At 67.9% G+C, this 17,554-nt stretch carries 16 protein-coding genes; 4 read left to right on the top strand and 12 right to left on the bottom strand.

Annotated features, from left to right (window positions below):
* Window positions 1-7: 7 nt before the first annotated feature.
* The 7 genes from MYA_RS18805 to MYA_RS18775 all read right to left on the bottom strand — a co-directional run bounded on the left by MYA_RS18805 (window position 8) and on the right by MYA_RS18775 (window position 8,963).
* A complete protein-coding gene (locus MYA_RS18805) occupies window positions 8-1,144 on the bottom strand; it encodes a glycosyltransferase family 4 protein (RefSeq protein WP_011881539.1) in 1,137 nt (378 codons plus the stop codon).
* Window positions 1,145-1,187: 43 nt separating this feature from the next.
* Complete coding sequence (locus MYA_RS18800; protein WP_014724615.1) at window positions 1,188-2,147, bottom strand: glycosyltransferase family 2 protein; 960 nt, start codon at window positions 2,145-2,147, stop codon at window positions 1,188-1,190.
* A 31-nt stretch (window positions 2,148-2,178) separates the two neighbouring features.
* Window positions 2,179-4,404 carry a polysaccharide biosynthesis tyrosine autokinase gene (locus MYA_RS18795; RefSeq protein ID WP_011881537.1) on the bottom strand — a complete coding sequence of 742 codons (2,226 nt, stop codon included), beginning with the start codon at window positions 4,402-4,404 and terminating at the stop codon, window positions 2,179-2,181.
* A gap of 50 nt (window positions 4,405-4,454) precedes the next feature.
* Window positions 4,455-5,633 (bottom strand): polysaccharide biosynthesis/export family protein, encoded by a 1,179-nt coding sequence (locus MYA_RS18790; protein WP_041494087.1) that lies wholly within the window; start codon window positions 5,631-5,633, stop codon window positions 4,455-4,457.
* The gene (locus MYA_RS18785; RefSeq protein WP_011881535.1) at window positions 5,627-6,070 is read right to left on the bottom strand and encodes a low molecular weight protein-tyrosine-phosphatase; all 444 of its coding nucleotides are present in this window, start codon (window positions 6,068-6,070) and stop codon (window positions 5,627-5,629) included. Before MYA_RS18785 ends, MYA_RS18790 begins: the two co-directional genes overlap by 7 nt.
* 37 nt (window positions 6,071-6,107) lie before the next feature.
* Complete coding sequence (locus MYA_RS18780; protein ID WP_011881534.1) at window positions 6,108-7,523, bottom strand: UDP-glucose dehydrogenase family protein; 1,416 nt, start codon at window positions 7,521-7,523, stop codon at window positions 6,108-6,110.
* A 66-nt stretch (window positions 7,524-7,589) separates the two neighbouring features.
* Complete coding sequence (locus MYA_RS18775) at window positions 7,590-8,963, bottom strand: undecaprenyl-phosphate glucose phosphotransferase (RefSeq protein ID WP_014724613.1); 1,374 nt, start codon at window positions 8,961-8,963, stop codon at window positions 7,590-7,592.
* A 74-nt stretch (window positions 8,964-9,037) separates the two neighbouring features.
* Between MYA_RS18775 and MYA_RS32205 the strand changes: the two genes are divergently transcribed.
* Complete coding sequence (locus MYA_RS32205) at window positions 9,038-9,268, top strand: hypothetical protein (RefSeq protein WP_162486632.1); 231 nt, start codon at window positions 9,038-9,040, stop codon at window positions 9,266-9,268.
* Between the two features lie 122 nt (window positions 9,269-9,390).
* Window positions 9,391-10,923, top strand: a complete 1,533-nt coding sequence (locus MYA_RS18770) for a mannose-1-phosphate guanylyltransferase/mannose-6-phosphate isomerase (protein ID WP_014724611.1) — start codon at window positions 9,391-9,393, stop codon at window positions 10,921-10,923.
* 129 nt (window positions 10,924-11,052) lie between these two features.
* Here the strand turns inward: MYA_RS18770 and MYA_RS18765 are convergent, their stop codons facing one another.
* The 5 genes from MYA_RS18765 to MYA_RS18745 form a co-directional block, all read right to left on the bottom strand.
* Entirely contained in the window at window positions 11,053-12,006 is a 954-nt protein-coding gene (locus MYA_RS18765) for a transposase (RefSeq protein WP_014724610.1), read from the bottom strand.
* Between the two features lie 315 nt (window positions 12,007-12,321).
* Window positions 12,322-12,747 (bottom strand): hypothetical protein, encoded by a 426-nt coding sequence (locus MYA_RS31320; RefSeq protein ID WP_146125844.1) that lies wholly within the window; start codon window positions 12,745-12,747, stop codon window positions 12,322-12,324.
* 438 nt (window positions 12,748-13,185) lie between these two features.
* Window positions 13,186-14,454 (bottom strand): RNA polymerase sigma factor, encoded by a 1,269-nt coding sequence (locus MYA_RS18760; protein ID WP_011881528.1) that lies wholly within the window; start codon window positions 14,452-14,454, stop codon window positions 13,186-13,188.
* A gap of 287 nt (window positions 14,455-14,741) precedes the next feature.
* Window positions 14,742-15,164, bottom strand: a complete 423-nt coding sequence (locus MYA_RS18750; protein ID WP_011881527.1) for a YciI family protein — start codon at window positions 15,162-15,164, stop codon at window positions 14,742-14,744.
* Between the two features lie 125 nt (window positions 15,165-15,289).
* A complete protein-coding gene (locus MYA_RS18745; RefSeq protein WP_011881526.1) occupies window positions 15,290-15,643 on the bottom strand; it encodes a YciI family protein in 354 nt (117 codons plus the stop codon).
* Between the two features lie 733 nt (window positions 15,644-16,376).
* Here MYA_RS18745 and MYA_RS18740 point away from each other — a divergent pair.
* Together MYA_RS18740 and MYA_RS18735 are read left to right on the top strand one after the other, a co-directional pair.
* Window positions 16,377-16,763 (top strand): DUF883 family protein, encoded by a 387-nt coding sequence (locus tag MYA_RS18740; RefSeq protein ID WP_011881524.1) that lies wholly within the window; start codon window positions 16,377-16,379, stop codon window positions 16,761-16,763.
* A 52-nt stretch (window positions 16,764-16,815) separates the two neighbouring features.
* The gene (locus MYA_RS18735) at window positions 16,816-17,400 is read left to right on the top strand and encodes a BPSL1445 family SYLF domain-containing lipoprotein (RefSeq protein ID WP_011881523.1); all 585 of its coding nucleotides are present in this window, start codon (window positions 16,816-16,818) and stop codon (window positions 17,398-17,400) included.
* Window positions 17,401-17,554 lie beyond the last annotated feature (154 nt).

The raw sequence follows: 17,554 nt of genomic DNA, 5'->3' as shown, positions 1-17,554 counted from the left end.
TCCGCACTCATCGCGACGAAGGCTGCGAATCCGCGAGCGGCATCGCCAGCTCCGCCGCCGCGGGCGTGCGCCGCCCGCGCAGCAGGTCGCGGGTGATCCGCACGTGCTGCTCGGCGAACGCCTGCGTGGTCAGATTGCGCTCGCGCAGGCAGGCCGCCGCGGCGCGCGCGCAGGCGAGCGCGGCCGACGGATCGGCGACGAAGCGATCGGCGGCCTGGCGCATCGCCTGCGCGTCGAACGCCGGCACGTACGCGGCCGTGTCGTGCGGGAAGTAGTCGCTCAGCCCGCCCACGTCGGACACGATCATCGGCTTGCCGACCGCCGCCGCCTCGAGCATCACGGTGATGCCCGACGCATGGAAGTTCGGCCGCAGCGGCACGACGATCACGTCGGCCCACGCGTACAGCTCGTGCTGCTTCGCGAGCCCCGACGCGGAGCCGATCTGCACGTTCGGCGCATGCCATTCGCGCGGCACGCGCCGCCGCGTCGCGAGCCGCACGTCGTAGCGCGCGTCGCCGCCGAACGCGGCCAGGAAGGTGCGCCAGTCGCGATCGCGGTCGTTGCCGATCGCGGCGATCCGCAGCGGCCGGCCCGGCTGCCATTGCACCGGCTCGATCGGCGGAAAGTCCTGCGTGTTCAGGCCGTAATAGACGAACGTCGCGTCGCGCCCGAGATAGCGGCGGCACAGCTCGGCGTTGTCGCGCGCGAGCGTGGTCAGCACGTCGGCGCGCGCGACCAGCTTGCGGTACAGCCAGCGGCGCGGCGCACCGAAGCTGCTCCACTTGTCGAACAGCCACACGCTTTGCGCGAGCAGCAGCGGGCGCTTGCCCTGCGCGCCCGCGAGCTTGAGGATCAGCGCGGTCGCGAGGTGCTCCTGCTCGGTGTGCGTCCAGATCACGTCGGCGTTCAGCAACGCGCCGCGGTTGCGCCAGGCGTGCACGACGTCGAAGCCGAGCGCGGCCTTCAGCGCTCGCCGCGCGACGCCCGCGACGCGATTCTCGCGGCGGTCCTGCGAATAGCTCAGCCGGAATTCGTCGGACTCCGCGTGGTGATAGCCGTACAGGCAGCCGATGTTCTCGCCTTGGCGGTAGGTCCGCGGATCGGCGCCGTAGAACAGGTGCACGTGAACTTTCGTTGCGGTCATGAATGCCCTCCGGGGGTGGCCGTGCGCGCTGCGCGCGGCCGGTTCAAGACGTCACCGGCGGCATCGCCGCACGATGGGGGGCAAGGTTCGCGCGGCGCGCCTCGCGGGCGCCGCGGCGCACCGCGCGCCAGTGCTCGCGCACGCGCTCGCGCCGCGCCGTATGCAGCGACAGCAGCAGATGCGCGAGGCCCGGATAGACGCGCGTGCCGACCAGCGTCCACCACCACCACGCCAGCTCGCGGCGCAGCGGCGGCAGATGCTCGCGCAGGATCAGATGCAGGTTGTATGCGCCGTTGCTGATCGCATTCAGCGACGCCGCATCGCGCCGGTCGTCGTCGAAGCGTTCGGCCGGAAAGTGATCGACGGCGATCGCCGGGTCGTAGACGAGCTTCCAGCCTTCGCGCTGCACGCGCATGCTGAACGCCATGTCGTTGTGCACCTGTGCGCCGGCGCCGCGCAGGCGCGTGTCGAAGCGCAGGCGCTCGATCGCCGCGCGGCGATAGCTCATGTTGGCGCCCTTCAGCATGTCGACCTCGCGCGCGCCGCCGACCCCGAGATGGTGATTGCCGACGATCTTGCCGGACAGCGTGAGCTGGCCGACGCGCTCGCGCGATTCGTCGAGCACGCGGCCCTTCTCGTGCACCCAGTCGCGGCCGCCGACCGCGCCCACGCGCGGGTCGGCCGCGAACGCGGCTTCGATGCGCGCGAGCCAGTCGGCGCGCGGCGCGGCGTCGTCGTCGGTGATCGCGACGATGTCGCCGCTCGCCGAATCGAGGCCCTGGTTCAGCGCGGCGACCTGCCCCGGCACATCGACCGGCACGATGCGCAGCGGCAGCGTGCCCGCCACGGCCGGATCGGCGAGGCGCTCGTGGGTGGCGTCGTCCTCCGGGCGCGCGACGACGATCACCTCGTCGGGCAGCCGCTGCTGCCGCTGCAGCGCGAGCAGGCAGCGCGCGAGGTCGGCAGGTCGCCGGTAGGTCGGAACGAGCACGGAAATTTTCATCGGGAGTTCTCCAGTCGGCCGGGCCATGCGGTCATGCGCTCAGGTATTCGTGGACGGCCGCGTAGCCGCGGCCGTAGCCGCGCGCCTTCGGCGCCACGCCGTTGAAGATCCCGCCTTCCAGATCGACGCCCGCCGTGCGCAGCCGCTTGATCGCATCGGCGATCTCGCCTTCGGTGTGCATGCCGGAGCGCAGCACCAGGAAGGTCGCGCCCGCCATGCGGCCGATGATGGTCGCGTCGGTCACCGCGAGCACCGGCGGCGAGTCGATCAGCACGACGTCGTAGCGCTTGCCGAGCCCTTCGAGGTATTGCGGCAGCCGCGTCGACATGAGCAGCTCCGACGGGTTCGGCGGCCGCGTGCCGGCCGAAATGAACGACAGGCCCTGCACCGGCGTCTCGCGCACGGCGTCCTCGAGCGGCGACTGGTCGCTCAGCAGCTCGGACAGGCCCGGCTGCACGGTAAGGCCGAAGTAGCGGTCGAGCATCCCGCGGCGCATGTCCGCGTCGATCAGCAGCACGCGCTTGCCCGAATGCGCGAGCAGCACCGCGAGGTTGACGGTCAGGAAGCTCTTGCCGATGCCCGGCGTCGGGCCGGTCAGCACGATCACGCGGCTCTGCGCGTCGAGCATCGCGAACTGCATCGCGGTGCGCAGGCTGCGCATGCTTTCGACGCTCAGATCCTTCGGGCGCAGGCTCGCGAGGATCGGCCGCGCGCGCGCGCCGCTCTTCTCGGCCATCGCGTCGAGCTTCACCTGCTCGGCGCTTTGCGGCACCAGCCCGTAGAGCGGCAGGTTGAAGGTGCGCTCGACGCGGTCCGGATCCTCGATCCCCTGGAACAGGTTGCGGCGCAGGAACACGATGCCGGTGCCGAGGATCAGCCCGAGGAACACCGCGGCCGACAGGATCAGCACCTTCTTCGGCTTGACCGGATCGCCCGGGCGCAGCGCCGAATCGACCAGGTGGATGTTGCCGCCCGTGCCGGCCTTCTGCACCGACAGCTCCTGCACGCGGTTGAGCAGCAGCACGTAGATGTCTTCGGCGACCTTCGCGTCGCGCTGCAGCTGCACGGCCTTCACCTCGGTCGCGGGCAGGCTGCGGAAGCGGTTGCTGAACTTGTCCTTCTCGGCCTGCAGCTCGGCGAGCTGCTGCTTCGCCGCGATCACCATCGGATGCGAGTCGGTGAAGCGCTGCGCGAGCGAGGCGAGCTGCAGCCGCTGCGCGGCGATCTGCTGCTCGTACTGCACGCTGCCTTCGAGGTAGACCTTCGCCTCGTCGCTCGCGTTGATCGAGCCGGAGGTGCGCTGATACTCGGTGAGCGCGGCTTCCGCGCGCTCGAGATCGGCCTTCAGGCGCGGCTCCTCGCCCTTCAGGAAGTCGAGCATCTTGGTCGCTTCGGCCTGCTTCGCGATCACGTGCTGGTTCAGGTACGACTGCGCGAGCGCGTTCGCGATCGCGGCGGTCTGCTCGGGGTTCTTGCCTTCAAGCGAGATCTGCACGACGCCCGTCTGCTTGCCCTGCTCGGACACCTGGATGCCCGACTGGAAGCCGGTGATCGCGTCGAGATCGTTGTAGCGCACCACGGTGAACTGCGTGCCCGGACGCGCGATGAGCTTCTGCACCAGCAGCGTCACGCCGCCGCCCTGCTCCGTTTCGCCGACGCGGCCCGCGAGCAGCCGGCGGCCGTCCGGGTCGACCAGCGTGTAGGTGCCGTCGGGGCCGGCCGTCAGCGTCATCTTCTTGCCTTCGAGCGCCGGCACCACGTTCACGGTGTCGATGTCGGCGACCTCGCCGCCCCACGCGTACGAGCGCAGCCCGAACCACGCGCGCGACGGCTGGCCCGGCGTCGCGATGCGCGCGGCCAGGCTGCCGAGCAGCGGCAGCGTCTTCGGCACGACCGAGAAGTTCAGCTTGAACTGCTCGACCACCGGCGCGACCACGCCGCGGCTCTTGATGATCTCGATCTCGGCATCGGTCGGCGCCTGCTGCGGACCGCTGTTGATCATCGCACCCGTCTGCGTCTGCGTGAGCGCCTGCGTCGTGTTGTCGTTGCCCTCGACGCGCACGTGCACGTCGGCCTGATAGACCGGCTTCGCGACGTAGCAGTAGAGGCCGGCGAGCGCGACGACCGTCACGGCGATGCCGAGCAGCAGCCAGATGTCGTCCATGATGACCTGGAGCAACTGGCCGAGGACGACGTCCTCTTCGTCGGTTTTCGCGGTCAGGTCCGCGTGGGAGTGCTTCGCTTGCGTGTTCACCATTCGTTCCCGCTTCAGTGGTGCCGGGGGGCAGGCGCCGCCCCGGCGGGCTATCAGCGCGTGATTTGCCGCATGTAGAAGATCGTCTGGATCGTCGGCAGCACCTGCTGCAGCACACGGTTGAACTGCACCGAGCTGGCCGTGCTGACGTACACGACGTCGAGCGGCTGCAGCGGGAAGCGGCTCGACAGCATCAGCGCATCCGGCTGCGTCATGTCGAGACGGAACACTTCCGGCTTCGTCGGGTTGTCGCGCATGCCGCGCATCACGTAGATCTTGCGCGGGTTCGCGTCGGTGTCGAGGATGCCGCCGCCGGCCGTCAGCGCGTCGGCGATGGTCAGTCGGCCCTTGAGCATCGGCACCGTGACCGGCGTCTTCACCTCGCCCATGATGAACACGCGGCTGTCGCTGCGGTCCGGCACGTTGATGATGTCGCCCGGTTGCAGCATCACGTTCTGCTTCACTTCGCCGCGATCGAGCACGCCGTTCGCGTCGAGCGTGTAGAGCTTGCCGTCGCGCGTGAGGCGCACGCGCTGCAGGTCGGCCTCGGCGGTCGAGCCGCCCGAGCGCGAGATCGCGTCGACGAGCGTGAGCGGCACGTCGCTCACCGCGAGCGGCCCCGGCTGCTTCACCTCGCCGGTGACCTGCACCTTCTGGCTGCGGAACGACAGCACGCGCACGTCGAGCTGCGGATTCTTCACGTAGCGCGAGAGGCTCGACGCCATCTGCTCGCGGATCTGCGCGACCGTCTTGCCCGCCACGCGAATCCGGCCGACGAACGGGAAGAAGATCGTGCCGTCCGCGGCGACGGTCTGGCCGTACGGGTCGGCCTGGCCCGGCAGCGCCGACGTATACGGCTGCTGCAACGCCCCGGCCACCGACTGCGTGGTGTTGCCGCCGCTCGAGAACGACTGGCCCTGCGGCGTCGTCAGCTCCGGGTGATCCCACACCGTGACGCCGAGGATGTCCTGCGGGCCGACGCGATACACGTACTGCGACGGATCGGTGTAACGGCCCGGCGGCAGCGGATGCTCGACCTGCTGCTTCTGCAACTGATCCATCACCAGCTTGGCGTCGATGTAATGAACCGGATAGGTCTCGGGCTGGCCTTGCCGGCCGTCGTCCTTCAGGTTCGACGAGTCGAGATAGTTGCCGGGCGCGCTCGCGCAGGCCGACAGGAAGGTCGTCAGCGCGACGGCGAGCGCCAGCGGGCGCATGGGACGTTTCAGCATAGTTTTTGCAGCCATCCTTGAACCAGACGTTCGATCAATGAGTAGCTCTCGCGATAGTCGGCCTCGGGGCCGCCATGCGGATCGGCGATCTCGGCGTCCTCCCACTTGCCCAGCAGGTGGACCTTGCCGCGCGCGAACGGATCGACGGCCTCGACGGCCGCGATCTGCCCGCGCTCGCTGACGAGAATCAGGTCGGCGTCGCGCACGATCCGGCGCGACAGCCGGCGCGAACGATGCGTCGTGGCATCGACGCCGCGCTCGGCGAGCAGGCGCCGCATCACCGGATCGATGCCGTCGCCGTCGTTCGCACGCACGCCCGCGGAATGGAACGTCGGGCGCGGGCCGCCGCGCGACGCGGCATGCGACTTGAACAGCATCTCGGCCGCCGGGCTGCGGCAGACGTTCGCGTGACAGACGATCAGGATGTTCCGGAACATGGCGTGTCGCTTCGGGTGACGGGTAGCGGCGCGCGCGTTACGCGCTCGCGCGCGCGGCGGCCGGCGCACGCGCGGCCACGGCCTGACGCGAACCGGGGCGGCCGATCGGGTGGTATTCGATGCCCTGCTCGCTCATCGTCTCCGGCTCGTACAGGTTGCGGCCGTCGAAGATCACCGGCGACTTCCACAGCCGGCCGAGCGTGACGAAATCGGGGCTCTTGAACGCCTTCCATTCGGTGACGATCACGAGCGCATCGGCGTCGCGCGCGGCCTGCGCCTCGTCGTCGACGAACGTGAGGCGCTCGAGCCAGCTCGGGTGATCCGCGAGATCGAGCGCCAGCACGCGGCGCGCCTCCTGCTGCGCGACCGGGTCGTACGCCGCGATGCGCGCGCCGCGCGACAGCAGCTCGGCGATCAGCTCGCGGCTCGGCGCCTCGCGCATGTCGTCGGTGTTCGGCTTGAATGCGAGGCCCCAGAGCGCGAACGTGCGGCCGCTGAGATCCTCGCCGAAGCGCGCGACGATCTTCTCCGCGAGCACGCGCTTTTGCGTCGCGTTCACCGACGACACGGCCTTCAGGATCTGCAGCGACTGGCCGTGCTCGTCGGCCGTGCGGATCAGCGCCTCGACGTCCTTCGGGAAGCACGAGCCGCCGTAGCCGCAGCCCGCATACAGGAAGTGATAGCCGATGCGCGGATCGGAGCCGATCCCGCGGCGCACGGCTTCGATGTCGGCGCCGAAGCGGTCGGCCAGGTTGGCGAGCTCGTTCATGAACGAGATGCGCGTCGCGAGCATCGCGTTCGCCGCATATTTCGTGAACTCGGCCGAGCGCACGTCCATGTACAGCGTGCGTTCGTGATTGCGGTTGAACGGCGCGTAGAGCTTCTTCATCAGCTCGCGCGCGCGCTCGCCCGGCACGTCGTCGTCGCAGCCGATCACGATGCGGTCGGGTCGCGTGAAGTCGTCCACGGCCGCGCCTTCCTTCAGGAATTCCGGGTTCGACACGACCGAGAACATCTGGCCGTCCTCGCCGCGCTTCGCGAGCTCGTCGGCGACGGCCGCGCGCACGCGCTCGGCGGTGCCGACCGGCACCGTCGACTTGTCGACGATCACCTTGAAGCCCTTCATGTAGCGGCCGATGTTGCGCGCCGCCGCGAGCACGTATTGCAGGTCGGCCGAGCCGTCCTCGTCGGGCGGCGTGCCGACCGCGATGAACTGCACGTCGCCGTGCGCGACCGCGGCTTCGATGTCGGTCGAGAAGCGCAGGCGGCCGGCCGAGCGGTTGCGCGCGATCACTTCCTTGAGGCCCGGCTCGTGGATCGGCACGCCGCCGGCGTTCAGGATGTCGATCTTCGCCTGATCTACGTCGAGGCAGAACACGTCGTGCCCGATGTCGGCGAGACAGGCGCCGGTGACAAGACCTACGTAACCGCTGCCGATGATAGTCAGATTCATGATGTGTCGGACCTCTTGACCAATGATTCGAAATGCGTGGAACCGGGTGTTGCGCGGGACCCGGCGTCAGTAAGCGTTGCTGCCCGTGAAGCCTTTCCAGAGCGTCAGCACGACGATCTTGATGTCGAGCCAGAACGACCAGTTCTGCATGTAGTACAGATCGAGCTTCACCCGGCCCATCATCTTCTCGATCTGGTCGGTCTCGCCGCGATAGCCGTTGATCTGCGCCCAGCCGGTGATGCCCGGCTTGATCCGGTAGCGGAACATGTAGCCCTTCACCAGATCCTTGTAGATGTCGTCGTGCGCGAGCGCGTGCGGCCGCGGGCCGACGACCGACATCTCGCCCTTCAGCACGTTGATGAACTGCGGCAACTCGTCGAGGCTCGTGCGGCGCAGGAAGCGACCAACCGGCGTCACGCGCGAGTCGTTCCTGGTCGCCTGCGTGACCTGGCCCGCCGTCTCCTGATGCACCTTCATCGAGCGGAACTTGTAGATCTCGAACTCGTGCCCGTCGATGCCCTTGCGCTTCTGGCGGAAGAACACCGGCCCGCGCGACGTCAGCTTGATCAGGCAGGCGATCGCCAGCATCAGCGGCGCGAGCATCGTCAGCGCTGCCAGCGCGAACAGCCGGTCGAACACGAACTTCGGCAGGATCCGCACGTCGGTGATCGGCGACGCCGCGAGGTTGATCGCCGGCACGCCGAGCAGCTCGACCACTTCCTGGTTGAAGAACGACAGCGTGCGCACGTCCGGGATGAAGCGGATGTTCACGAAGTCGTGGCGAAACACGGTCACGATCTGATGAATCCGGCGCTCCTCGGTGATCGGCAGCGCGAGCCACAGCTCGCTGAGCGCGCGGCTGCGCACCAGCCACACGAGCGATTCGAACTGCCGCTCGATGCGCACGTCGTCGAGCGCGACTTCGCCGGGCGCACCGCTTTCGTCGTACACGCACACCGGGTTGAAGCCGGCTTCGGGACGCGCGCGCATCTGCGCGATCAGCCGCCGCGCGGCCGGCGTGCCGCCGACGATCGCGACCGCCTTCAGGTTGTAGCCGCCGCGCCGCAGCTGCCGCAGCACGACGTGCACGCAGGCCTTCGAGCCGGCGAGCAGCGCGGTCGTCACGAGCGCCCAGTAGCCGAGCCACAGTCGCGACAGCTCGCCCGACTGGTGAAAGCTGAAGCTCATCAGGATGCCCGCGAGCTCGACCACGAGCCACGCGAACGCGACGCGCACCATCAGCCCGACCAGACGCTTGCCGCGCCACGACTGATAAATGCCCGCGGCGGGAAAGAACACGACGACGAGCAGGCAGTCGAACAGGACCGTCGTGCGTTGCAGGTCGTTGAGCCAGATGCTGCCGCCGTGCAACGCGGCGGCGAGCAGCGCTCCTGCCACGACCATCGCGATATCGATGACTCTCGCCAGCACGCTCAACATGTCAGCTTCCTCTTTGAACAGGCGTTTGCCGAACCACTCCTCGTACGACCCGTGCCGCACTTTCGATTCAAACGTTGCATGACGCTATTGAAGCGGCAAGAAAATCCACTCTCAAGCGCACAAGTATTTCGAAAAATAATCGGAAATTCTTGCCGCGCAATTCGCGAATTAATTCGGCAGCTTTTCCCGAATCGGCGCTGCCGAGGGGAATTTCATGGAACTTTACGGATCGGCCCGGAGCTTTACGGGAAGCGGCTGCTGGCCGCATCGGCGAAATATTTTTTTATTTTTTTATTTACGTCTGACGAGTAGCTGTAAAAATTTCCCGGAAGCGTCGGCGCTGAATATTACAGAGTGCCGCCGGTTTTATTGTCGATTTACTTCATGCTACAAACGGGCACTGACTCTAATCGAGGAGAGTGTCATCATGAATGCTCCGGCCGTGGCAGCAGTGGCAGCCGATACGCCCCCCAGTTCCGCCGCAACCGACGCCGCACTGCGCTTCGCGGTGCAGCCGGTGATTCTCGCCGGCGGTTCCGGCACGCGCCTGTGGCCGATGTCGCGCGAGCACTATCCGAAGCAGCTGATCGGCCTGCTCGGCGATCATTCGCTGCTGCAATCCACCGCGCTGCGCCTCGACGGTCTGGCCGCGTCGCATCCGGTCAACGACGACGTGCTGATCGTGTGCGGCGAGGATCATCGCTTCACGACCGCCGAGCAGTTGCGCGTGACCGGCAAGCGCGCGTCGATCATGCTCGAGCCGCTCGGCCGCGATACCGCGCCGGCGCTGACGCTCGCCGCGCTGCGCATCGTCGCCGACGGCAGCGATGCGGTGATGACGGTGATGCCCGCCGACCACGCCGTCGCGGATCGCGCGCGCTTTCATGCGGCCGTCGCGGCCGGCGTGCATTGCGCGGCGCAAGGCAAGATCGCGACGATGGGGATCGTGCCGGCGCGCGCGGAGACAGGCTACGGCTACATCCGCGTCGGCGCGCCGCTCGGCGACGCGGCCACCGGCGGGCTGGACGTGCGCCGCCTCGACCGCTTCGTCGAGAAGCCGCATCTCGAACTCGCGCGGCAGTACGTCGAATCGGGCGAATACTGGTGGAACAGCGGGATCTTCATCGTGCGCGCGTCGGTGTGGCTCGACGCGATCCGCCGGCTCGAGCCCGAGATCCATGCGGCCTGCGAACAGGCGGTTGCGAACGGCAAGCAGGACGGCGACTTCTTCCGCGTCGATCGCGACGCGTTCGCCGCGTCGCCGTCGAACTCGATCGACTACGCGGTGATGGAGCCGCTCGCGAGCCAGCCGCAGCTGTGCGAGAGCGTGGTCGTGCCGCTCGACGCGGGCTGGTCGGACGTCGGCTCGTGGGACGCGATCTGGCAAATCCTGCCGAAGGACGACGCCGGCAACGTCGGCCGCGGCCACGTGCTGTTCGAGAACGCCGACTCGACGTTCGCGCATGCGGAGAGCCGCTTGGTCGCCTGTGTCGGCACGCAGAATCTGGTCGTCGTCGAGACGCCCGACGCGGTGCTCGTCGCGGACAAATCGCGCGTGCAGGACGTGAAGAAGATCGTCGGCCGCATCAAGGCCGAACGCGGCGCGGAAGCGACCGACCATCGCAAGGTTCATCGGCCGTGGGGCCACTACGACTCGGTCGACATGGGCGAGCGCTTTCAGGTCAAGCGCATCGTCGTGAAGCCGGGCGCGCGGCTGTCGCTGCAGATGCACCATCACCGCGCCGAGCACTGGATCGTCGTGCGCGGCACGGCGCGCATCACGCGCGGCGACGAAACCTTCCTGCTCTCCGAAAACGAATCGACCTACATTCCGCTCGGCGTGTCGCACCGGCTCGAGAACCCCGGCAAGATGCCGCTCGAACTGATCGAAGTCCAGTCGGGCGCGTATCTCGGCGAGGACGACATCGTCCGCTTCGACGATACCTACGGACGCCAATGACGCAACGCCTGCCGGGCGCGCGGCTTCGCTTCAATGGCGCGCCCGGCAGGCAACGTTGCGCTTTTGCGGACCACAAAAAATGCGGGCGCCGTGTGACACACGGCGCCCGCATTTTCGTCAGGACCGCGATCAACCCACGCGGTACGCGTACTCGCGGCGATCGGGCTGCACGGGATCGTTGCGGCCTTCGGCCAGCGCGGCGCCGCGACGCTCGGCGATGAAGCGCTTGATGTCCGACTCCGCCCGCGCGAGCGCGGACAGGCCGGCCAGCACTTCGCCTTGCGGTGCGTGCACGGGCTCGTCGCTCGCGCCGTGGCGATCGATCCACTGGCGCGCCCAGTCGAGCGCGTACTGCTCGGCTTCGTCCGCATCGGTGAAACGCGGACCGATCAGGCCCGAGCGCTCGACGCGACGGCCGTCCTGCGTGATCTCGGCCCACGCGCGATACATCAGGTTCTGCACCGGCTGCGCGCTGCCGTAGATCGTATAGCCGCGATACTCGTCGACTTGCGGCTCGGCCGACGCGAAGCTCGCGGCGGACGGCCGGCCCTGACGCAGCCCGGCCGGGCGTGCGCCCGGCACGGTGAACGGCGATGCGGACGCACGCGCCGATTCGACGGCGGCGTCGCTCGACATCGTGGCCAGCGCCATCGCACCTTCGCCATCCCAAACGTTTGCGCGCGCAACCGGTAGTTGCCACGATTCGGGGTTTTGCCAGAACACGCCGCGCAGGCGGTCGTTGTCCTGCACGGGCTCTGCGCGCGATGCCGGCGCGGCGGGCGCGGGCGGCGGCGGCACGTAGGCGAACGTGCGCCCGCTGAACTGCGTCAGCACGTCGATCATCTGAAGCAGCGTGCCGTTGGCGAGCCACTCCTCATAGCGGCGACGGCACGTCGGCCCGGACGGATAGCGCCCGGGAAGTTTGGACCATGCCTCGCCCGTCGTCAGGATCCACAGGACCGCGTTGGCAACGACGCGCGGTTCGGCACGCGGGCGGCCTCGGCGGTTCAGCCGGATCGGTTCATCGGCAATCAGCGTCGAAAGACGAAACCACTCTTCATCGGTAAGCTCATCGAAGAACATAGTAGATCTCTCCACGCAGCCAGGCCGGGGCTGCGATTGTCGCCGCCGCGTCACGCATCGCGTGACGCGGCGGCCCGGTTGCACATTATGTTTATCCGAATGTTGTGCATGCCGGCGCGGCACCGCCCTTCAACGGTGCCGCCATTCCCGGCAATGGCGCACAAATCACGGTCTCACTCCAATGTGGGAATTTTTGTGCACGAAGCATACCATCCTCAGGGTTTATCTCAATATGACAATGACTTAATGTTACGTACTGAAACAACCTGCCAAGGATGCGCAAACCATTTATGCTTGAATTTTTTTGATCGATCCTTATGCAGCGTGCTGGGAAGCCCCGTCCGGCGGGGCTGTGCGGGCGATACGGCAGGCCCGCCCGGTATGGCGCAGCGGGTGCTCCGACCCTGACGCGGTAACAAACTCGGCACGTGGCGGCCAAAATCGGTAATTCAGGGAGAAATTCGTAACAAGATATTCACGGATCGGTAAATCATTCAAATTGGCCGAAATGGAATTATCTTTGCGCACAATCTTTTTATTGTTTCTCTGCGAGTCGTGAAAAGCGGGGTTGACGCGCAATGCATGTTGTTTCCTGGTGTGCAAATTGAGCGGCCGGATTGCGGTGGCGGGCCGGCAACCGGGTGGGGCTTCATGCCGAATGGGACGGACGCGGAACACACGGCTCATGCGCGTATCGGGCATGAGTGACATGCGTGTCGGCAGCCAGATGGTTGAAGCCATGCGCGCGCCGATCGCACGGCAGCCGGCATCACTTCGCGCCGGGTCCACGCAATGCAGTCTTCGGCACAACGTCGCGATACCGCGAGAGCATAGGGTTCAGCGGCCGACACGATGCTGGTCCCGTCGCACGCATCGCGGCGTCGATCGGAACGTCACCGGCAGCTAATACATATACATATGCGTCATGCGTCGGCCTGCGCGCGGCACCATGCCGTTGCGCGCGCAAGCGCTTCGACAGCGCCATGCTTGCAGCCCGCTTCGCCGCGACGCCGACGGGATCGCACGGCGCGAGCGGCGGCATAGCGCAGTTGACGTTGCGTACGAATGCCCGGATGGAACGTCTGAATGTCGCGCGCCGCTTCGCCTGTCACGCGCTGTTGCTCGCGGGGCGCAGCGATGCGCGGTGGCGTCGCGTGCACGACATGGGGCAACCGCAAGTCATGCATCCGCCGCGCGTCCGAGCAGCAATTCCCTTTCACGCGCATTGCGCGTCAACTCAGCGGCGCGCCGGAATTCGACCTTCGCCTCGTCGGCGCGGCCGAGCTTCGCGAGCAGGTCGCCGCGTACGCTCGGCAGCCAGTGATAGCGTGCGAGCGCCGGGTCGTCGCGCAGCGCATCGACGAGTTCCAGTGCGGCGGCCGGTCCGAACGCCATCCCGACCGCTACCGCGCGATTGAGCGCGACGACCGGCGAAGGCGCGACTTCGGCGAGTGCGTCGTACAGCGCGACGATCTGCGCCCAGTCGGTGTCCGCTGCGGTGTGCGCACGCGCATGGCAGGCCGCCAACGCGGCCTGCAGCGCATACGGCCCGCGCACACCGCCGAGCTTCGTCGCCCGCTCGAGCGCCGCGAGGCCGCGGCGGATCAGCAGCGGATCCCAGCGGCTGCGGTCCTGATCGAGCAGCAGCACGGGCCGCCCGTCGGCATCGGTGCGCGCGTGCATGCGCGACGCCTGCAACTCCATCAGCGCGAGCAGCCCGAGCACCTCGCTTTCATCGGGCATCAGCCCGGCCAGCACGCGGCCGAGACGCAACGCCTCGTCGCACAGCGCGGGGCGCGTCCAGTCGTCGCCGGCGGTCGCCGCATGGCCTTCGTTGAAGATCAGATAGAGCACTTCGAGCACCGACGCGAGCCGCGCGGGCCGCGCCTCGGCGGCCGGCACCTCGAACGGCACGCGCGCCGCCGCGAGCGTGCGCTTCGCACGCACGATGCGCTGCGCGATCGTCGGCTCCGGCGACAGGAACGCGCGCGCGATCTCGCCGGTGGTCAGCCCGCCGAGCAGCCGCAAGGTCAGCGCGACGCGCGCATCGGCCGACAGCACCGGATGGCACGACGTGAAGATCAGTCGCAGCAGGTCGTCGCCAATGTCGTCCGCGCGCGCGTCGGCGAGCGCATCGGCGATGTCCGGCACGACGTGCGCTTCGAGCGCGTCCATTTCGTGACCGAGCTGATCGCGCTTGGCCGCGTGCAGCGACTCCTGGCGCACGCGGTCGAGCGCACGCCGCTTCACGGCGGTCATCAGCCACGCGGCCGGATTGTCGGGCACGCCGTCGACCGGCCAGTGCTCGAGCGCCGCGACGAGCGTGTCCTGGGCGAGTTCCTCGGCCACGCCGAGGTCGCGCACCACCCGCGCGGCGCGCGCGATGATCTTCGGCGCCTCGATTCGCCACACGGCCTCGATCGCACGATCGGTCGCCTCGCGGGTCACGCCGAGGGCCCCTGGGCGGGGGTGGGTGGCCGGGGCGCGATGGCCTCGATGGCCGCGGTGGTCGCCGTGGTCCTCACGGTCCATGCGGTCGGCACTGTCCTTACGGGCGGCGCTGTCCTCACGCTCCTCGCAGTCCTCATGGTCAGCACTGCCTTCGGAGCCGCCAAGCCCCCAGCGCCCGACACGCAACCGAACGCACCATCGAACGCCGCCGCGCCAGCGCCCCGCGCCGCCGCCGAAGCGATGAAGGTCATGTCGTCCATAGCGATCACCCCGATGACGTGGAATCAAACGCCGCGGCCGTGCCCGACGTTCAGCTCGCGGAACCGTTCGACCGCGTCGCTCGGCGTCAGGTCGTCGAGTTCGAACAGCGGACGCACCTCGATCTCGCAGTCCATTTCCGCACCGAACGGCGCCGGAAACCGCCGCGTCCACTCGAGCGCTTCGTCGCGCGAACGCACCTGGATCAGCGTGTAGCCGGCGATCAGTTCCTTCGTTTCCGCGAACGGGCCGTCGACCACCGTGCCCTTGCCGCCGCTGTACCGCACACGCCAGCCGCTCGCGCTCGGCCGCAGGCCGTTCGCATCGAGCAGCACGCCGGCCTTCGCCAGTTCCTCGTGATAGACCGTCATCGCCTCGACCAGCCGGTCGTCCGGCAACGCGTCGGACTCGCTCACGGCGGTCGCCCGGATCATGATCATGAATCGCATCGCTCGCTCCTTGTCATCGGTGGAAAAGGCAGCCGTTCATCGGCGCCTTGACCCTACGACGCGCCGCACGCGGACGGATCGACGTGTTGCACGCCGAATCAGGGTAAATACCGACGCGGCGCTCGTCACAGGAAGCACGGGCCTACCGCGCGTACCTCGACCGTGCACCATTGGGCGGCCGGGCACTGGCGCGCGATCTCGATCGCTTCGTCGCGCGTGTCGACGTCGACGAGGAAGAAGCCGCCGATCATTTCCTTCGCCTCGGCGAACGGGCCGTCGATCAGGCGCGTGTCGCCGTCGCGCACCTGCACACGCGTCGCGCGCTCGGAACGCTCGAGCGACTCGACGCCGCGCAACACGCCGCGCGCTTGCAGCGTGCCGGCGAACTCCACCATCCGCGCGTATAGCGCCTGCCCTTCCTCGAGCGTGCGTTCGGCACGCTGGTCGGTCGGTTCGACTATCAACAGCATGTAGGACATCGTGCTCTCCCGTGGCGGCCGTACGCAGTATTGAACGCGCGGGCCGGAATGACGCGGCGGATGCAAAGCGTAGCAGCCGCTGCCGCGCGCGGCGACCGGCGCGGCTCCAATGGCGATTTCTCACGCTGCAAGCGATTTTGCCTTCAACCGGCGTGGCTGGCGTCCGGATTTTGCTGCGGCAAACGGATCGACGTGATGCGCACTACTCGACACGCCGCCCGTGCGACGCCCCACCGGCCAGCCCGCTCTCCGCGCGCGCATTCTGCCGTTGCATCGCCGGCCTTGCCCGGATTACAAAACCGGCACGCAACGAGCGACGCGTTACGCACGCCTGCACAACGAACGGCAGCGCGCGACCACGCGTTACGCGCCACGGGCCGTGGCACAGCGGCCCCCCCCAACAGCAGGCACGCAACCTGCTGCACGCATCAGCGTCGATTAGTGCAATTGCATCAGCACCATGCGTGCAACGGCACTATTTACCGGGTCCATCGCGGCGGGCCATATTTACCGGACGATCGCTTCATCGCTGACGTCCGCTACGCCGCCGCGACCGATCGCGACATTTTTTAACCGCCGTCCCGCCCGCGTGGCGCAAGGCGCTCAGGGAAGCGCGCCGACGAATTGAAAATTTGTATCGAAACTCAGGCGGACGATATGAATCTCATTGGATGCTGGGTTTCGTCTTATCTTCAAAGTGGCGTGTAAATCAAATCGAAGGAGGATAAACACCATGGCGCTCACCGACTCGATCGAACACAAGCTCGACCGCGGGCTGTCCGAGCTCCGACGCACCGGCCGGCGCGTCGGACGCAGCACCCGTTCGGCTGCTCGCGACCTGCACGAGGACGTCACCGACGACCTGCGCAGCCTCGTCGACGAACTCGAAGATCTGCTGAAGAACGACGGCGACGGCGATATCGCTGCGCTGCGCAAGCGCGTCCAGGCGCGGCTCGACGAAGCGCGCAGCACGCTCGACTACGCGTCGGGCAACGCAGCCGTCCGGTTGCGCGAATCGGCCGAACGCATGGCGCAGGTCGTCCACGACAACCCGTGGCAGACGGCCGGCATCGTCGGCGGCCTCGCATTCGTCGTAGGCCTGCTCCTTGCCCGCCGCTGAACCGGGCCGCTCGTCCCGCTCGTCCTCAACCCGACAACGAAGGAGAATCGCCATGCAGAAGTCCCTCGCACTGAAAGCCGCCGCCGCCGTGATGCTCGGCAGCATCGCCCTTGCCGGTTGCACGACCACCCCCGACCGACCCGACAACGCCTCGGCCAGCGCGTCGAAACGCGAGTCGATCGACGCGAGCGTGAATGCGACGCTGTCGCGCCTCTATTCGACGGTGCCCGGCTCCCGCGATCTCGTGTCGAAGGCGCGCGGCGTGCTGGTGTTCCCGAACGTGCTGCAGGCCGGCTTCATCGTCGGCGGCCAGTCCGGCAACGGCGCGCTGCGCGTCGGCGGCAGCACCGTCGGCTACTACAACACGTCGTCGCTGTCGGTCGGGCTGCAGGCCGGCGCGCAGTCGAAGGCGATCGTGTTCCTGTTCATGACGCAGGATGCCCTCGACACGTTCCGCAAGTCGGAAGGCTGGTCGGCCGGCGCCGATGCGTCGGTTGCGGTCGTGAAGGTCGGTGCGAACGGCGCGGTCGACACCAATACGGCCACCGCCCCGGTCGAGGTGCTGGTACTGACGAACGCCGGCCTGATGGGCGACCTGTCGGTGAACGGCACCAAGATCACCAGGCTCCACATCTGACGCTCCGGCGCGGCGCCGCCGCGCCCGCTGCCCAGCAACGCCGCGGCCCGTGCCGCGGCGTTTTCGTGTGCGCGCCGCGCAGCGGCTATGACGCGGCCCCCTTTGCGGGCATACTGCGATCCGGGCCGCCGTGCGGTGCGCGTCGCCGTGAACC

Source organism: Burkholderia sp. KJ006 (assembly GCF_000262695.1).
In the GTDB taxonomy this organism is placed as follows: domain Bacteria; phylum Pseudomonadota; class Gammaproteobacteria; order Burkholderiales; family Burkholderiaceae; genus Burkholderia; species Burkholderia vietnamiensis.
This window is presented reverse-complemented; position numbering and strand designations above follow the sequence as displayed.